Annotated in this window: 16 protein-coding genes; 10 read left to right on the forward strand and 6 right to left on the reverse strand. The window is 62.4% G+C overall.

The window, feature by feature from the left end:
- Together ACE3OH_RS08685 and ACE3OH_RS08690 are read left to right on the forward strand one after the other, a co-directional pair.
- Window positions 1-1,584, forward strand: a 1,584-nt coding sequence (locus ACE3OH_RS08685) for a WYL domain-containing protein (RefSeq protein ID WP_374350919.1), incomplete at its 5' end; no start/stop codon positions are given.
- Between the two features lie 46 nt (window positions 1,585-1,630).
- On the forward strand, window positions 1,631-2,467 hold the full coding sequence (locus ACE3OH_RS08690; protein ID WP_374350921.1) for an NAD-dependent deacetylase: 837 nt from the start codon (window positions 1,631-1,633) through the stop codon (window positions 2,465-2,467).
- 167 nt (window positions 2,468-2,634) lie between these two features.
- Here the strand turns inward: ACE3OH_RS08690 and ACE3OH_RS08695 are convergent, their stop codons facing one another.
- The 5 genes from ACE3OH_RS08695 to ACE3OH_RS08715 form a co-directional block, all read right to left on the reverse strand.
- A complete protein-coding gene (locus tag ACE3OH_RS08695) occupies window positions 2,635-3,963 on the reverse strand; it encodes a CapA family protein (RefSeq protein ID WP_374350923.1) in 1,329 nt (442 codons plus the stop codon).
- 242 nt (window positions 3,964-4,205) lie between these two features.
- Window positions 4,206-5,483 carry a serine--tRNA ligase gene (gene serS, locus ACE3OH_RS08700; RefSeq protein ID WP_374350925.1) on the reverse strand — a complete coding sequence of 426 codons (1,278 nt, stop codon included), beginning with the start codon at window positions 5,481-5,483 and terminating at the stop codon, window positions 4,206-4,208.
- 115 nt (window positions 5,484-5,598) lie between these two features.
- Window positions 5,599-6,924, reverse strand: a complete 1,326-nt coding sequence (locus ACE3OH_RS08705; RefSeq protein ID WP_374350927.1) for a replication-associated recombination protein A — start codon at window positions 6,922-6,924, stop codon at window positions 5,599-5,601.
- A 207-nt stretch (window positions 6,925-7,131) separates the two neighbouring features.
- On the reverse strand, window positions 7,132-7,731 hold the full coding sequence (gene lolA, locus ACE3OH_RS08710) for an outer membrane lipoprotein chaperone LolA (RefSeq protein WP_374350929.1): 600 nt from the start codon (window positions 7,729-7,731) through the stop codon (window positions 7,132-7,134).
- A gap of 126 nt (window positions 7,732-7,857) precedes the next feature.
- Window positions 7,858-8,535, reverse strand: a complete 678-nt coding sequence (locus ACE3OH_RS08715; RefSeq protein WP_374350931.1) for an OmpA family protein — start codon at window positions 8,533-8,535, stop codon at window positions 7,858-7,860.
- A 192-nt stretch (window positions 8,536-8,727) separates the two neighbouring features.
- On the opposite strand from ACE3OH_RS08715, the gene gyrA reads away from it, so the two are divergent.
- The 4 genes from gyrA (at window position 8,728) to serC (ending at window position 13,552) form a co-directional block, all read left to right on the forward strand.
- Window positions 8,728-11,340 (forward strand): DNA gyrase subunit A, encoded by a 2,613-nt coding sequence (gene gyrA, locus ACE3OH_RS08720; protein WP_374350933.1) that lies wholly within the window; start codon window positions 8,728-8,730, stop codon window positions 11,338-11,340.
- A gap of 120 nt (window positions 11,341-11,460) precedes the next feature.
- Window positions 11,461-11,955, forward strand: coding sequence for a PaaI family thioesterase (locus ACE3OH_RS08725; protein WP_374350935.1), 495 nt, complete (start codon window positions 11,461-11,463; stop codon window positions 11,953-11,955).
- Window position 11,956: 1 nt separating this feature from the next.
- Window positions 11,957-12,388, forward strand: coding sequence for a PaaI family thioesterase (locus tag ACE3OH_RS08730; protein ID WP_374350937.1), 432 nt, complete (start codon window positions 11,957-11,959; stop codon window positions 12,386-12,388).
- A gap of 75 nt (window positions 12,389-12,463) precedes the next feature.
- Window positions 12,464-13,552, forward strand: a complete 1,089-nt coding sequence (gene serC, locus ACE3OH_RS08735; protein ID WP_374350939.1) for a 3-phosphoserine/phosphohydroxythreonine transaminase — start codon at window positions 12,464-12,466, stop codon at window positions 13,550-13,552.
- Window positions 13,553-13,637: 85 nt separating this feature from the next.
- On the opposite strand, the gene ACE3OH_RS08740 is transcribed toward serC, so the two are convergent.
- Window positions 13,638-14,387 carry a substrate-binding periplasmic protein gene (locus tag ACE3OH_RS08740; protein ID WP_374350941.1) on the reverse strand — a complete coding sequence of 250 codons (750 nt, stop codon included), beginning with the start codon at window positions 14,385-14,387 and terminating at the stop codon, window positions 13,638-13,640.
- 158 nt (window positions 14,388-14,545) lie between these two features.
- Between ACE3OH_RS08740 and pheA the strand changes: the two genes are divergently transcribed.
- The 4 genes from pheA to ACE3OH_RS08760 form a co-directional block, all read left to right on the forward strand.
- Window positions 14,546-15,619: a prephenate dehydratase gene (gene pheA, locus ACE3OH_RS08745; protein ID WP_374350943.1), complete on the forward strand. Its 1,074-nt coding sequence runs from the start codon at window positions 14,546-14,548 to the stop codon at window positions 15,617-15,619.
- A 10-nt stretch (window positions 15,620-15,629) separates the two neighbouring features.
- Complete coding sequence (locus tag ACE3OH_RS08750; RefSeq protein WP_374350945.1) at window positions 15,630-16,217, forward strand: TIGR00730 family Rossman fold protein; 588 nt, start codon at window positions 15,630-15,632, stop codon at window positions 16,215-16,217.
- Window positions 16,217-16,804: a nucleotidyltransferase family protein gene (locus ACE3OH_RS08755; RefSeq protein ID WP_374350947.1), complete on the forward strand. Its 588-nt coding sequence runs from the start codon at window positions 16,217-16,219 to the stop codon at window positions 16,802-16,804. The genes ACE3OH_RS08750 and ACE3OH_RS08755 overlap by 1 nt, the downstream gene beginning before the upstream one ends.
- Window positions 16,805-16,870: 66 nt before the next feature.
- Window positions 16,871-17,540, forward strand: a 670-nt coding sequence (locus tag ACE3OH_RS08760) for a glutamate--tRNA ligase family protein (protein ID WP_374350949.1), incomplete at its 3' end; no start/stop codon positions are given.

Below are 17,540 nucleotides of genomic sequence, written 5' to 3' on the forward strand. Positions count from 1 at the left end.
CTGCAACAGCTCGACCCGGCCGGCTGGCTGGCCGAGGAGGTGCAGCCCTTGCTGGCTCAGGTCGACACCCTGCTCGATAGCCGCGATGCCTCGCCGCAGCGCTATGCGCGCCTGCGGGTGCTGCGCGGCGCGCATCGGCCGGCCGATCCGGCCCACTTCGGCGCGGTAGCGTTTGCCGTGCTGCGGCGCCGGCTTTTGCTATTGCATATCAGTCAGCCCGATGGTGCCGCAGCGCCCGATTGCCAGGTTTCGCCGCAGCGGCTGGTGCTGTATCGCGACGACTGGTATCTCGATGCCCTGCAAGAGCAGGAGCGGCGCATCGTCCGCTACCGCTTGAGCGATCTGCTGGATGCCTCGGTGCAGCAGGATGTTTGCAGCGAGGTGGATGAGGCGGAACTCGATGCGGCCCTGGGGCGCGGCTATGGCATGCTGCCCGAGCCGGCCAGTGCGGTGTCGCAGGTGGTGCTGCTGTTTCGTGGCGACAGCGCGCGGCGGGTGGCCGGCCAGGTGTGGCATCCCTTGCAGCAGGGTGAATGGCTGGCGGCGCACAGCTATCGGCTCAGCCTGCCAGTGCTGGATGAGCGCGACCTGCTGGCCGATATCCTGCGCCATGGCGCCGATGTGGAAGTATTGCAGCCACTGGGGTTGCGCAATCGGGTACAGGCCATGCTGCGTGATGCGCTGGCGGTCTACGCCATGTCGGGCCCCGGAATAGGCGTTGCGCCGGTAGAGCTGGGCGCGGCAATCAACCGGGCGGCCGCCGCGATCGCTGAGGCCGATGCGCTGCTGATCCTCGCTGGCGCCGGCATGAGTGTGGATGCCGGCTTGCCCGACTACCGCGGGCCGCAAGGCTTGTGGGCCAGTTATCCTATCCTGGCGCGTTGCCGGCTCGATCCGCAGTTGCTGGCGCGGCCGGAGGCATTTCGCGCCATGCCGCGCACTGCCTGGGGTTTCTATGGTCACCGGCTGCGCCGCTACCGCGCCTGCCAGCCCCATGTCGGTCACCATCTGTTGCGCCGATGGAGCGAGCGCTGTGCGCAAGGTGCCTTTGTGCTGACCAGCAATGTGGACGGCCTGTTCCAGCGCGCCGGTTTTGCCGATGATCGCCTGGTGGAAGCGAATGGCTCCCTGCTCGACCTGCAGTGCCTGGACAATTGCCGGGGCAAGGTATGGCGTGAGCCGGGCTGGCTACCGCAAGTCGATGAAGCGGCCTGCACCCTGCGCGACGCCTTGCCGCAATGCCCCGATTGCGGCGGTCTGGCACGCCCCAATGTGCTGATGTTTTCCGACTGGCACTGGGTGGGCGAGCGCGCCGCGGCCCAGCAAGGCAAGCTGGAGCATTGGCTGGAGGGTGCCGGTCGGCTGGTGATTATCGAGCTGGGCGCCGGGACGGTGGTGGATACCCTGCGTCGCTATGCCGGGCAGCTGGCAGGTCAGGGCGAGCGGCTGCTCATTCGCATCAACCCTTCCGATCCCTTGCAGTCGGATGCGCAACGGGTGGTGCTGCCCGGTAGTGCCGCCGCCATGCTGGCGGCGATCGATGCGGCACTGCCGGCCTTAAGCCAGGCTCAGCCGGTGAGCTAGCGACCGGGCACACTGGCTGCGTCCATCAACACGCAAAGGAGCAAGCATGAGACCGACTGCAAGCGAGCAACTGGCCCGCGCCAGTGCGCTACTGGAGCAGGCCGACGGCCTGCTGGTCACTGCCGGTGCCGGCATGGGCGTGGATTCGGGCCTGCCGGACTTTCGCGGCAATGAAGGCTTCTGGAATGCCTACCCGGCGCTGGGCAAGCAACAGATTGCCTTTACCAGCATTGCCAATCCGCAGGCGTTTCACGATCAACCGCGCCTGGCCTGGGGGTTTTACGGCCACAGGCTGAGCTTGTACCGCCAGACCCGGCCGCATCAGGGCTTTCAGATCCTGCGCCGCTGGGCCGAGCGGATGCAGCATGGCGCCTTCGTGTTTACCAGCAATGTGGACGGCCATTTCGAGCGCGCCGGTTTTGATGCTGCCCGCATCGAGGAATGCCATGGCAGCATCCACTATCTGCAGTGTCTGGGCGAATGCCGGTACATCTGGCCGGCAGACCGGTTCGAGCCGGTGCTCGACACCGATCGTTGCCTGCTGACCGGCGACTTGCCGCGCTGCCCGATCTGCGAGGGCTTGGCGCGGCCGAATATATTGATGTTCAACGACTGGCATTGGACCAGTCATCGGGCGAATGAGCAGCGCACCCGCCTGGCGGCGTGGCTGGGCCGGGTGCGCGCGCCGGTGATCGTCGAAATCGGCGCGGGGGTGGCCATTCCGTCGGTACGCAATTTCGCCATGCGGGTGGGCTGCCCGATCATCCGCATCAATCCGCAGGATGCCGCGACCGGCACTATCGGCGTAGGGCTGTGGTGTGGCGGACTGCAAGGATTGCAGCTGCTCGATGCGACCTGGGCCGCGCAAAAGCAGGCGGGCTAGGGAAGCTCTGGACAAAAAGAGTGTTCAACTTGATTGGCAGGCGCCGCGAAGCCCGGTACTCAGCCGGAATCGGGTAAGTTTTTGAATCCTTGTGGATCTATTCCACTCCCCCGCCACTGCGGGGGGATCGCGCTTTTTGCGCGTAAGCGGGTTCGTTCTGAGATTCCCTAGAGCAGGCGGATCTGGCTATCCAGCAAGCGCCCGAGCGCTTCGGTATTGCCGGGGCTGAAGTCGGGTGCCGGTATGCCGCTGCTATCCTGGCGCAGCGGAATCGCGCCGACGCCGGCCAGGGTGCCGTCCGGGCGCAGGCGCACCTCGGCCACCATGGAGTGGGCAAGGATGCCGGCTTTAGAGAGGGTGCGGTAGCCAATAAAGTTGCCAAGCGAGTAAAACACCGGCTGGCCGCGATAGATTTCCAGCGGCCGTACTACATGGGGGCCGTGGCCCAGTACCACGCTGGCGCCGGCATCGATGGCGGCATGGGCAAAGCGCACCACATCACCGCGATATTCGCCGTGATGGTATTCCACCCCGCCGGGCAGGCCGGAGGCGTCCGGCCCTTCGCGCCCGCCATGAAAGCTGACGATGACGATATCGGCCTGGCTGCGCGCACTGCTCACCAGTTCGCGCACCTTGTCCAGGTCGCCGATATGGTGGTGATAGGGCAGGTAGCTGAAGGCCAGCATGGCCACTTGCTTGCCGCGCACCGTGGTCAGGCTGGCGCCGGCATCCTTCAGGCCCACCGCCTGGATGCCATTGCTATCCAGCGCTTCTACGGTTGAGCGCAGGCCGGTCGCGCCGAAATCGGCGCTATGGTTATTGGCTAGCGAAACGGCGGTAAAGCCCATCTGCCGCAGGCGGGCAGCGGTGCTGGTAGGCATGCGGAAGGCATAGAAATTGGCCAGCAACAGATTTTTGCGCGGGCTGCCGCCATCGGCCAGTACCCCTTCCAGATTGCCGAACACGATATCGCCATGCAGCACGGCGGCCAGGGCATCGAGCTTGCGCCAGTCGGCTTCGCCCGGCAGATGCGGGTCGGGGTAATCGCTGCCCACCACGATATCGCCCACTGCGCGGATCACGATATCGGGCGCCACTGTCACGGGCGCGGGCGCGGGCGCTGCGCTGGCGGGCTGCGGTCGGGCCGGATGCGGGTGCAAGTCGCTGCCGCCGGGGCGTTGCAGCATCTGGTAGGCGCCGGCTGCGGCGGCCATCAGCAGGCCGACCAGCGCGGTCCACAGATGGGTGCGACGCAGTCGATTGCGGCTGGTGGGTGTTTGAGCCGGCGGTGCCAGCAGGGCCAGCACTGCCGCATCGTCGGGTCGTTGCGCCAGATAGGCTTGCAGGATTGTGGTGGTGCGTGCCGGATCGTCGCTATCGCCTTGCTGCAAGGCCTGCTGGCACAGGCGCAGCAGCAGATTGGCATCGGCATGCAGGCCGGCTGCGCGCTTGGCGTCGATCAGGCGGGGCAGGGTATCGGCAGCGAGGGGCGTCATGCAGGCAGGGTCGGAAAACAGGCGGCGCGCTCAGGACTGTCTTTATCCATGAGCGCGCCGCGGTTTTCAACGTCAATACGACACTTGGCAAATGAGTGTTGCGCCGACCCTGAGTTGGCCCTCATCGAAACGCCGCAAGGCGGGGGCGGACGTGCACACCGCCCTCATCCGGCCCTTTGGGCCACCTTCTCCCGCCAGCGGGAGAAGGAGTGGTGCGCGGCTTCACTGCAAGTGGCCAGACCTTATGCGAGCTTTTCCACGCCGCCCAGATAGGGGCGCAGTGCTTCCGGCACGGTGACGCTGCCATCGGCGTTCTGGTAGTTCTCCAGCACCGCCACCAGGGTGCGGCCAACCGCCAGGCCCGAGCCATTGAGGGTGTGCACCAGCTCGTTCTTGCCGTCGATCTTGGCGCGGGTCTGCATGCGGCGGGCCTGGAAGGCTTCGCAGTTCGATACCGAGCTGATCTCGCGGTAGGTGTTCTGCGCCGGTAGCCACACTTCCAGATCGTAAGTCTTGGCAGCGGTAAAACCCATATCGCCGCTGCACAGGGTGACGACGCGGTAGGGCAGACCGAGGCGTTGCAGCACGTTTTCGGCGTGGCCGCGCATCTCCTCCAGTGCGGCAAAGCTTTGATCCGGCGCCACGATCTGCACCATTTCCACCTTGTCGAACTGGTGCTGGCGGATCATGCCGCGCGTGTCGCGGCCGTAGCTGCCCGCTTCCGAGCGGAAGCACGGCGAATGGGCAGTCAGCTTGATTGGCAGTTCCTCGGCCTTGAGGATGCTGTCGCGCACCGTATTGGTCAGCGAAATCTCCGAGGTGGAGATCAGGTACTGGGTCTGGCCATCTTCGCCACCGCGCTCAACCCGGAACATATCTTCGCCGAACTTGGGCAGCTGGCCGGTGCCGTACAGCACTTCCGGATTGACGATATACGGGGTGTAGCACTCGGTGTAGCCGTGCTCGCCAGTCTGCATATCGAGCATGAACTGCGCCAGCGCCCGGTGCAGGCGGGCAATCTGGCCGCGCAGCACGGTAAAGCGGGCACCCGACAGCTTGGCGCCGGTTTCGAAATCGAGGCCGAGCGGCGTGCCGATATCGACATGGTCTTTCACTTCAAAATCGAACTGGCGCGGCGTACCCCAGCGATGCAGTTCGACATTGTCCTGCTCGTCGCGGCCGACCGGCACCGACTCATGCGGCAGGTTGGGAATGCGCAACAGCATATCGTTGAGCTTCTCTTGCAGGGTGGCCAGATTGTGCTCGGCTGCCTTCAATTCGTCGCCCAGATGAGCGACGCTGGCCATGATCGGGGCGACATCTTCGCCCTTGGCCTTGGCCTGGCCGATGGCCTTGGACTTGGCATTGCGCTCAGCCTGCAGGTCTTGCGTGCGGGTCTGCAAGGCCTTGCGCTCATGCTCCAGCGCGGCGAACGCAGCGGTATCGAGGGTAAAGCCTCGCTGGGCGAGGCGGGCGGCAACGCCGTCCAGGTCGGTACGCAGTAGTTGGATATCAATCATGACTAAGCCTTAATGCGGGGTTTTCTGTGATTGCGCCGTATTGGCAGCAACAAGCGTGATCGGTGCCGATTTTAACCGGCCAGGCGGGGGACGGACAGCGGAGCGTTGGCCCGGTTCAGGGCTTGCCAGCGCTGCCCTGACTAGATCGGGCGTTGCGATCCAGCTCGCGCAGATGATTGAGCTTTTCGGCAATCTTGCCTTCCAGCCCGCGATTCACCGGCTGGTACCAGCCCGGCTCGTCCATGCCATCGGGCAGGTAGCGCTCGCCGGCGGCATAGGCGTCCTGCTCGTCGTGGGCATAGCGGTATTGCGCACCAAAACCCAGATCTTTCATCAATTTGGTCGGCGCATTGCGCAAATGCTCCGGCACCGGCCGCGACTGGTCCTGCTTCACAAAGGCGGCCGCCTGCTTGTAGGCCATATAGCCGGCATTGCTCTTGGCGGCGACCGCCAGGTAAATCACCGCCTGCGCCAGTGCCAGCTCGCCTTCCGGCGAGCCCAGTCGCTCATAGGTGCTGGCGGCATCGTTGCAGATCTGCATCGCGCGTGGGTCGGCCAGGCCAATATCTTCCCAGGCCATGCGCACGATGCGCCGGGCCAGATAGCGCGGGTCGGCGCCGCCATCGAGCATGCGGCAAAACCAGTACAGCGCGCCATCGGGGTTGGAGCCGCGTACCGACTTGTGCAAGGCGGAAATCTGGTCGTAAAACGCGTCTCCGCCCTTGTCAAAGCGGCGGCCATTGAGCGACAGGGCGTTTTGTAAAAACTCGCCGTCGATCTCGTTGATACCGGCAGCGCCGGCGGCGGTGGCGGTCTGCTCCAGCAGGTTCAGCAGGCGGCGCGCATCGCCATCGGCGAAGCCGACCAGGGTATCGACGGCGGTCGGCGCGAAGTGCAGATCGGACAGTGCATGCTGCTGGGCGCGCTCGACCAGCAGGCGCAATTCATCGCTGCTCAAGGCCTTCAGCACATACACCTGGGCGCGCGACAGCAGGGCGGAATTGACCTCGAACGAGGGGTTCTCGGTGGTGGCACCAATAAAGGTGATCAGGCCCGATTCGACAAAGGGCAGGAAGGCATCCTGCTGGCTCTTGTTGAAGCGGTGTACTTCGTCGACAAACAAGATGGTGGGCCGGCCGCGCTGCAGATAGCGCTCGGCCTCATCCATGGCGGCGCGGATATCCTTCACGCCAGAGAATACCGCCGACAGCGGGATGAATTCCGCATCAAAACCCTTGGCCATCAGCCGCGCCAGGGTGGTCTTGCCGACACCGGGCGGTCCCCACAGTATCATCGAATGCGGCTTGCCCGCCTCGAACGCCAGGCGCAAGGGCTTGCCGGCACCCAATAGATGGGTCTGGCCGATCACCGCGTCCAGCGTGGCTGGGCGCAGCGCTTCGGCAAGCGGTGGACGCGGTGTTTGGGTGAACAGATCTGCCATGCGTGCTGTTGAACGTTGAATCTGAAACCTTGAATCACAAATCTTGAATCGCAAACCCCAAGTCTTGAACCACGGAGGGCACAGAGAACGCAGAGATTGCACAGAGAAAACCTTGATTGCTCAAATCATTCTATTGCACCTGCCGATGTTGCCTTTCTCTGTGCTTCCTCTGTGTTCTCCGTGTCCTCTGTGGTTCAAGGTTTGTTTTTACTGCGCCTGCACCACATCCGCTCCCTTGGGGGGAGTGAAGTTGAAGGAGGCGGGGTCGAGCTTGGGATTCTGTACGAACTTGCTGAAGCGGATATGCGTTTGCTGGCCGAAGTTGTCGCGCAATTCCATGGCCACCGGCTTGGCATCCTTGAAGCCGATGCGCACCTTGTCAAAACCGCTGTCGCGGTTCTTGGGCGTCGCTTCCACCCAGTCGATGCCGTCACTGGAGGGCTGGTTGGCCAACTGGTAGCGCTTGTCCAGCTCATTGCTGCCGGCCAGCAGGGCGGCCGGGCTGTCGCCGAGGGCTTGATCCTGCTTTTTCACCGTCACCTGCTGCAAGTCCGGGTCATACACCCAGAGCTGCTTGCCGTCGGCCACCACTCTTTGCTCATAGGGCTTGGTGTAATGCCAGTCAAACCGCCCCGGACGCAGGATGGCCACCGACCCGCCACCTTCCTGGCGCTTACCGCTGGACTGGATGACGGTTTGCTGGAAATCAGCCGAAAACGACTGGGTGCCGGCAATAAACGACTTGAGCTGATCAAGTCCGGCGGCAGAGGCGGGCAGGGCGAGGGCGAGCAAAAGGGCGCGATACATGGGTAACTTTGATTGAAGTGGCAATACAAGGTAGTGACTCTACCATGCCGGGCTGGTTCGCCCTTAGCGAGTACATAAACACAAAGCCCCGCTCGGGGCGGGGCTTTGGCTGTGGCAGGCGCTGGATTACTGCGCTTCAACCGTTGCGTAGATGCCGACTTCAACGCGGCGATCCGGTGCGTAGCAGGCGATCAGCTTGCTGCGGTTCTTGGCAACCTTCTTGCAGTCTTCCGGCTTGGTGATCGGCTCGGCAAAACCCTTGCCGGTCGCGGTGATCATGCCATCAGGAATACCCTTTTCCACCAGGAAGGAGCGGGTGGTGTCGGCACGTGCTTGCGACAGCTTGGCATTGTGTTCTTGCGAACCGATACGGTCGGTGTGACCGGTCACTTCGATGCGGGTCTTGGCCGGGTCGTACTTGCGCTCCAGCAACACCTTGGCAACGGCGCCCAGGGCTTCCTTGCCTTCGTCCTTCAGGTCAGCCTTGTTGAATTCGAACAGGCTGGAAGCGTTCAGGGTCAGGGCTTCCGGCTTCTTCTTCGGTGGCTCTGGCTTCACTTCCGGCTTGGGCGGCTCAGGCTTGACTTCTGGCTTTGGCGGCTCGACTTTCTTCGGCATCAGGTCGGCGTCGCATTCCTCGACAGCCAGATCCTTGTTCCAGAAGCCCGAGCGCCAGCATTCGCCGAAGTTGTTCTTGACCACAGCGGCGCGCGAATCACTTACATAACCGTTCTTGTCGGCCATGGCGGAAACCGCCATGACGCCCAGCGCGGCAGCGATCAGGGTACGCGTCATCTTTTGCATAGTTTTTTTCTCCACATGGGATTGGATGGAACTGAACGGCGCAATGCGCCCAAACCGACGTCGGGGGCGAGTTTACTTGACCTAGGGAGCTGGTCGCAATCAACACAATATGACAATTGCGCGCAAATTGGAGGCAAGGGGTGCCGCGTGGTAAGATTTTCGTCTATTTTCGCCTCCGAAACAGACTAGCTCATGACCGAATTACAACAATTTGCCAAGGAAACGATCCCCGTCAGCCTCGAAGAGGAAATGCGGCGTTCCTATCTCGATTACGCCATGAGCGTGATTGTTGGCCGTGCGCTACCTGATGTCCGCGATGGTTTGAAGCCGGTACACCGCCGCGTGCTGTTCGCCATGCAGGAGGTGAACAACCACTGGAACCGCCCTTATGTGAAGTGTGCGCGCATCGTCGGTGATGTGATGGGTAAGTACCACCCGCACGGCGACAGCGCGATTTACGACACCCTGGTGCGGATGGCGCAGGACTTCTCGCTGCGCTACACCCTGATCGACGGCCAGGGCAATTTCGGCTCGATCGATGGCGACAATGCCGCCGCCATGCGTTACACCGAGTGCCGGCTGGAGAAGATTTCCACCGAATTGATGGCCGATATCGACAAGGAAACCGTCGATTTCGTGCCGAATTACGACGGCAAGGAGCTGGAGCCCTCGGTTCTCCCGACCCGCCTGCCCAATCTGCTGATCAATGGCGCCACCGGTATTGCGGTGGGTATGGCCACCAACATTCCCCCGCACAACCTCAATGAAGTGATCGATGGCGCGCTGGCCCTGCTGGCCAATGGCGAAATGACGGTGGACGAGCTGATCGAATTGATCCCGGCGCCGGATTTCCCCACCGCCGGCATCATCTACGGCATTGCCGGTGTGCGTGAAGGCTACCGCACCGGCCGTGGCCGGGTGATCATGCGTGCCCGCACCCATATCGAAGAGGTGAGCCGCGACAAGCAGGCGATCATCGTTGATGAGCTGCCTTACCAGGTCAACAAGAAGACCCTGATCGAAAAAATCGCCGAGCTGGTGCGTGAAAAGGCCATCGAGGGCATTGCTGATCTGCGTGATGAGTCCGACAAATCGGGCATGCGCATCTATATCGAACTGAAGCGCGGCGAAATGCCCGAGGTGGTGCTGAACCATCTATACAAGCAGACCGAGCTGCAGTCGAGCTTCGGCATGAATATGGTTGCCCTGGTCGATGGCCAGCCGCGCCTGCTGAACCTAAAACAGATTCTCGAAGCCTTCTTGCGCCACCGCCGCGAAGTGGTGACCCGCCGCACCGTATTCGAATTGAAGAAGGCGCGTGATCGCGCCCATGTGCTGGAAGGCCTGGCGGTAGCCCTGTCCAATGTCGACGAAGTGATCGCCCTGATCAAGGCGGCTGCTACGCCGCCCGAAGCCAAATCCGCCCTGATGGGCCGCGAATGGCGCTCGCCCCTGGTGGAAGAGATGCTGGCGCGCGTAGCCAGCGATGCCGGTCGCCCCGAGTGGCTGTCGAGCGAATTTGGCCTGCATGCCAATGGCTATCGCCTGTCCGACACCCAGGCGCAAGCCATTCTGGATATGCGCCTGCAGCGCCTGACTGGCCTTGAGCAAGACAAGCTGTCCAGCGAATACCGCGAAATCATGGACACCATCGTTGATCTGATCGACATCCTGCAGAAGCCAGAACGCATCACCGCCATCATTTCCGAAGAGCTGATCGCGGTGAAGGCGCAGTTTGGCGATGCGCGCAAGTCCGAGATCATCCCGTTTGGCGAAGATATCAGCCTGGAAGACCTGATCACCCCGCAGGAAATGGTGGTCACGCTGTCGCACACCGGTTATATGAAGGCGCAGCCGCTCGATGAATACCGTGCGCAAAAGCGCGGCGGGCGCGGCAAGCAGGCAACGGCGACCAAGGAAGACGACTTTATCGACAATCTGTTCGTCGCCAATACCCACGACTATGTGCTGTGCTTCTCCAGCCTGGGCCGGGTGTACTGGATGAAGGTGTACGAGGTGCCGCAAGGTGGCCGCGCCAGCCGTGGCAAGCCCATCGTCAATCTGCTGCCGCTGCAGGATGGCGAAAAAATCAACGCCATCTTGCCGGTGAAGGAATTCGCCGACGATCACTATGTATTCATGGCCACTCAGCGCGGCACGGTGAAGAAGACTTCGCTGTCGGCTTTCTCCAACCCGCGCAAGCTCGGCATCATCGCCATTGCGCTGGACGAGGGTGACCAGCTGGTTGGTGTGGCGGTCACCTCCGGCAAGCACCAGATCATGCTGATCTCCGATGCCGGCAAGGCAGTACGCTTCGATGAAGATGATGTGCGCCCGCTGGGTCGCGATACCCGTGGCGTACGCGGCATGACCTTGGGCGAGGATCAGCAGCTGATCGCGCTGCTGGTAGCCGACTCGGAAGAGTGGCAGGTGCTGACTGCCAGCGATGGTGGCTATGGCAAGCGCACGCCGATTGCCGAATTCCGCCATACCAGCCGCGGCACCCAGGGCGTGATCGCCATGGACCTGACCGAGAAGACCGGCTTCAAGCTGGTCGCTGCCAGCCTAGTGTGCCCGACCGATGGTGTGATGCTGATCACCACCGGCGGCGTGTTGATCCGCACCTCGGTGGCGGAAATCCGCGAAACCGGCCGCAGCGCGCAAGGCGTGCGCCTGATCAATCTGGATGATGGCGAAAAACTGTCCGGTATCGAAAAAATTGCCGAGACTGATGAGGAAGTGGTCGATGAAGAAGGCGTGGAGGGCGAGGCGCCCGCGCCAGACCTGAGCAGCGGCGACGCCTGAGCCGATGCTTGAGCGGGCGGTGGCACGAAATACTGCTACCGCCTAAGCCACCGGCCATCCGTCCCCGGCGCTTTCTGCGCGGACCATGGCCTGTGCCCTTGCAAATCTGGAGCCAAGTCCATGCAAAAGCTGTCCCTGCCGGTCGCCAACCCGGCCCTGTTCGGCGAGCTGGCCCAGTGGTTCTGCGAAATTCCGCATTCGCGCGCCCTGGGTCTTGAATTCGTGCTGGGCGAGCGCGGCAGCTCGGTGATGCGCGTGCCCTACAATACCGCCCTGGTGGGCAATCCGCGCTCCGGCGTGCTGCATGGCGGGGTGATCACCTCGCTGATCGACACTACCAGCGCGCTATCGGTGATTTCGATGCTGGACGAGCGCGAGGCCATTGCCACGCTGGATCTACGCGTCGACTACCTGCGTGCCGCTACGCCCGGCGAGGCGGTGTACTGTTCGGCCGAGTGCTATCGCCTGGGGCGACAGATTGCCTTTACCCGCGCCACCGTGTACCAGGAAAGCAACGACCAGCCGATTGCCCATGGGGTAGCCACCTTCATGCGCGACTCCAGCAATGCACAGCTGGGCCGTTCGCGTGCCGAAACCCGCCAGCCAGGAGCCTGAAATGCCCCAGTTAGAGCAAATGCAGGCCGCCAAGGAGAGTGGCGACTACAGCGCGGTTCTCGACCAGATTCCCTATGCCAAATTGCTCGGGGTGGTGATGCGCGAGGAAAACGATCTGCCGCTGTTCGAGTTGCCATTTGCCGAGCAGAACATCGGCAATACCCATTTGCCGGCGCTGCATGGCGGGGTGATCGGCGGCTTTCTCGAGAATGCTGCCTTGCTGCACCTGATCTGGGCGCGCGAGTCGTTTGAAGTGCCACGCACCATCGATTTTTCGCTGGATTTTCTGCGCTCCGGCAAGGCGCAAACCCTGTTCGCCCGTTGCGACATCACCCGGCAGGGCAAGCGGGTGGCCAATGTGCGCATGACCGCCTGGCAGGAAGACGAGAGCAAACCGGTAGCGGTAGCGCGTGCCCACTTCCTGCTATCGTAGTGCCGCCTGAACCACAGGCGCCGGAACTTGCCGCATGATGCGAGTCTGAACACTGTCCCCATGCATGGAGCCTACATGACACCCGTTTTCAATTTCAGTGCCGGGCCGGCCGTTCTGCCGCGCGAAGTATTGCTTGAAGTACAGAATGAGTTGCTCGACTGGCATGGCAGCGGCATGTCGGTGATGGAGATGAGCCATCGCGGCAAGGAATTCATGCAGATCGCCGCCGAAGCCGAAGAAGACTTGCGGGCGGTGATGGGCATTCCGTCCAATTACAAGGTGCTGTTCCTGCAAGGCGGCGCCACTACCCAGTTTGCCATGGTGCCGATGAACCTGCTGCGCGGCCGCTCCGTGGTGGACTTTGTCGATACCGGCCACTGGTCCAAGCTGGCCATGAAGGAATTGCGCAAGTTCGGTGCCACGCCGCATATCGTCGCCTCGGGCGAGGCAAACGGCTATCGCGATATTCCGGCCGAGGAGGGCTGGCAGCGCAACCCGGATGCCGCCTATCTGCACTACACCTCCAATGAAACCATCGGCGGGGTGGAGTTCCAGTCGACGCCCAAGACTGGCGATGTGCCGCTGGTGTGCGATATGTCGTCCAACTTTTTGTCGCGCCCGGTCGATGTCAGCCAGTTCGGCCTGATCTATGGCGGCGCGCAAAAGAATATCGGACCGGCCGGCCTTACCATCGTGATCGTGCGCGAAGACCTGCTCGGCCAGGCCATTGCCGGTACGCCCACCATGTTCGATTACCGGATCCAGGCCGAGGGCGACTCGATGTACAACACACCGCCGACCTTTGCCATTTATGTGGCCGGCCTGGTATTCAAGTGGATGCAACGCCAGGGTGGGCTCAAGGCGATCGAGCAGCGCAATATCGAAAAGGCCGCCCTGCTGTATGAAACCATCGATACCTCAGCTGGTTTTTATCGCTGCCCGGTGGACAAGCCCTATCGCTCGCGCATGAATGTTCCCTTCATGCTGGCTGATGCCAGTCTGGATGAAGCCTTCATCAAGGAAGCCAAGGCGCGCAATCTGCTGCAACTCAAGGGCCACCGCGCCTTGGGCGGCATGCGTGCCAGTATCTACAACGCCATGCCGCTCGAAGGCGTGCGCGCCCTGACCGGCTTCATGCAAGACTTTGCCCGCCACAATGGCTGAGTAGGCACAGGAAGGCAGACTGGCTTGGTGACTGTCAGACACTGCTACTGAATGAAAAAGGCAATGCATCTTGGCATTGCCTTTTTCATTCGTAGTTACGGATTGATTTGCGCATGATGGCGGCGATATCGATCCGCTTCAGTCCGGTGTTGAACAGGCTGGCCAGGCGCTTGCCCTCGGCATTGTCGCGAAAGCACACGTACAAGTCTTTGTATTCCAGCATCTTTTCATTCATTTCCAGCTTGGCGGCGCTGGGGCGCAGCAGTGGATCGTTTTCGGCCAGCCAGCCGAACACATGGGCATCGACAATCGCCAGATCGACGCGTCCGGCCGCCAGTTTCAGCAAATTGTGGGTGTCGTCGGGTGCGACATCGACCATTTGCAGGCGCCGGGCTACCCGTTCATCGAATTCCGGGGTGTTCACATAGTCTTGTACCGTACCTACCACCTTGCGTGACAGGTCGGCCAAAGTAGCCCACTTCACCGGGCGGTCGCGGCGCTGCGCCAGTCCTAGCGGGCCATGGCCCATGGCGTCCGACAGGGTGAATTTTTGTGCCACCTCGGCAGAAAAGTATTCGGGGAAGTAACCGGCCACCCCGGCTGAATATTTGGCTTCTTCCACCGCCCGCGACCACGGCACGAAGCGGATGTTGAGCTTGTAGCCGACGGCGGCAAAGGCGGCACGCGCCACTTCAGCACTGGCGCCCTGCATCGGCAGTTTCTCGCCGGTATAGGGGGGCCATTCCAGCGAGGTCAGGGTCACTTCCTTGCCTGCCCCATATAGCGGAGCGGTCAGCGCCAGGCAGGTGGCGAGCAGTAGTCGGCTCAGCTTCATGGTGGACCTCCATCACGCGAGATACGTTTGCGATTCGGCTGGCTGCACAGGCCGTTATAGCAGCTAGGCAATGCAAGGGTTTTGCGCTTCGTGTTGCGTTTGTCAACCTCCCCGCCATGCTATGCTCGCCGCTCGTCCATTTTCGCCACGCGCCTGCCATGTCCGACGAACAGCTCAAATCCCACCGCGATGCCATCGATGCGCTGGATGCACAGATACTCGATTTGCTCAATCAACGCGCCAGCCATGCCCGCTCCATCGGCGAGATCAAAGGTGGCGGCCTGGTGTATCGCCCCGAGCGCGAGGCGCAGGTGTTGGCGCGTATCAAGCAGCTCAATCGCGGCCCCTTGCCGGATGAATCGGTGGCCAAGCTGTTTCGCGAGATCATGTCCGCCTGCCTGAGTATCGAGCGGCCGCTTACCATTGCCTTTCTCGGCCCCGAAGGCACTTTCAGCCAGTCGGCAGCGATCAAGCATTTTGGCCATGCGGCGGTCACCCAGGCTTGCGCCAGCATCGACGAGGCCTTCCGGGTGGTGGAAGCGCGCAGCGCTGACTATGTGGTGGCGCCGGTGGAAAACTCCACCGAAGGCGCAGTGGGCCGCACGCTGGACCTGATGGTCAGCACGCCGTTGAAAGTGTGTGGCGAGGTAGTGCTGCGCATCCATCACCATCTATTGCGCAAGGAAGCCGGGTTTGACGGCATCAAGCGCGTGTATTCGCACGCACAGAGCCTGTCGCAATGCCATGAATGGCTGAACAAGAACCTGCCGGCCGAGGTGGAGCGGCTATCGGTGTCGTCCAATGCCGAAGCGGCCCGCCTCGCCAGCCTCGACCCGCAGTGCGCCGCCATTGCCGGCGACGCAGCCGCCGAGCGCTTCGGCATGATCAAGCTGGCGCAAAATATTGAAGACGAACCGAACAACACCACGCGCTTTCTGGTGCTGGGCTACCACGACACCACCGCGTCGGGCCGCGACAAGACCAGCCTGGTGATGTCGGCGCAGAACAAGCCCGGTGCGGTACACCAGCTCCTGTCGCCATTGGCCGAGCATGGGGTGTCGATGACCAAATTCGAGTCACGTCCTTCGCGCACCGGCTTGTGGGAATACGTGTTCTTTGTTGATGTGGAAGGCCATGCGAACGACCAGAACGTCCAGCACACGCTGGCGGCGCTGCGCGATCGCGCGGCGTTTGTGAAGGTACTCGGCGCTTACCCGGTGGCCGTACTGTAAGGGCAGCAAGATGAAAGCAGTGTGCGTTTTTTGTGGCTCCAGCTTCGGCAAGCGGGCGATCTATGGCGAAGCGGCGCAAGCGCTAGGGCGCACCTTGGCCGAGCAAGGGCTCACCCTGGTGTGGGGCGGCGGGCGCGCCGGCTTGATGGGCACGGTGGCCGATGCGGCGCTGGCAGCTGGTGGCGAGACGGTCGGGGTGATCCCGGAATTCATGGTGGAAAAAGAGCTGGCCCACCCCGACAGCACCGAAATGATCGAAGTGGACAGCATGCATACCCGCAAGGCACTGATGGCCGAGCGGGCTGATGGCTTTATCGCCCTGCCTGGTGGTTTTGGCACGGCGGACGAATTATTCGAGATCGTCACCTGGGCGCAATTGCAGATCCACCAAAAGCCGGTTGGCCTTCTGAATGTAGCGGGCTATTTCGACCCCTTGCTGGCCTGGATACGCCATGCCGAGGCCGAGGGCTTTGTGCGCGAAGGCCTGCAGCAATTGCTGCTGGTGGCGGACACGCCCGCCGATTTGCTGGCCGCCATGCGCGCTCATGAACCTCTGCAAGGCGACTGGACTGCCAAGGTCGATCTGGCACGCGGCTGATGGCGGCACAGGCCGAGCGCCTGCGGGCGCTTATCGCCGCTACCCCCTGGCTGATGACGGCACTGGCTGCCGTGCGCGATCTGGCGCTACCGGAGGCGGCCATTGCCGCCGGCGCCATCCGCAATCTGCTGTGGGACGATTTGCACGGATTCGCCCATCCTGCGCCGCAGGGCGATATCGATGTGATCTGCTTCGACCCCACCGCCTCGCTGGCCGACGATGCGCGCTGGCAAGCCCTGTTGCAGGAGCGATTGCCGCACTGGCACTGGGAAGTGGTCAACCAGGCGTTGGTGCATCACTGGTATCGCGATGACACTGGCCAGCCGCCGCCCGCCAATTGCAGCCTTGCGGCGGGCATGGCGCGCTGGCCGGAAACGGCGACGGCAGTGGCGGCACGGCTGGATGCGCAGGGCAATATCGCGCTGATTGCACCATTCGGGCTGGATGATCTGTTTTCGCTCACACTGCGCCGCAATCCGGCCTGCGCCAGCCGGCAGGCTTTTGCGCAGCGGGTGCGTGACAAGCAATGGCTGCAGCGCTGGCCGCAATTGCGCTTGCTTGATGCCGACCCGCTGGCGCCAGCCTGACGGGCGAGGATGATGGGGATCGGGTAAAATCGCCGGCTTGCACAAACCAGATGGCTCAGCCGCTCCATGACTACCGATAACCACGCCCCCGCCGTCAGCAACTTTATCCGCACCATCATCGAATCCGATCTGGAGTCCGGCAAGCACCAGCGCACCGTGACCCGCTTCCCGCCCGAACCGAACGGCTATCTGCACATCGGCCACTGCAAGGCCATCTGCATCAATTTCGGCATCAAGGAAGACTATCGGGCGCGTGGTTTGGCCAGCGAATGCAATCTGCGCTTTGACGACACCAATCCGGAAAAAGAGTCGGAAGAGTATGCGCTGTCGATCCAGGAAGACATTCACTGGCTGGGGTTCGAATGGAACGGCAATGTGCGCTGGGCGTCGGATTACTTCGACCAGCTGTATGCGTTTGCCGAATCGCTGATCCTGGCCGGCAAGGCCTTTGTCTGCGAGCTGAGCCCGGAGCAGATGCGCGAATACCGCGGCGACTTCCAGAAGCCCGGCCGCAACAGCCCCTACCGCGATCGCCCGGCCGAGGAAAACCTCGACCTGTTCCGCCGCATGAAGGCCGGCGAGTTTGCCGATGGCAGCAAGACGCTGCGCCTGAAGATCGATATGGGCTCGCCGAACCTGAACCTGCGCGACCCGGTGTTCTACCGCATTCGCCGTGCTCACCACATCCGCACTGGCGACAAGTGGTGCATCTACCCGATGTATGACTACACCCACT

Origin of the sequence: Chitinimonas sp. (assembly GCF_041904975.1) — a bacterium.
Classification (GTDB): Bacteria; Pseudomonadota; Gammaproteobacteria; order Burkholderiales; family Chitinimonadaceae; genus Chitinimonas.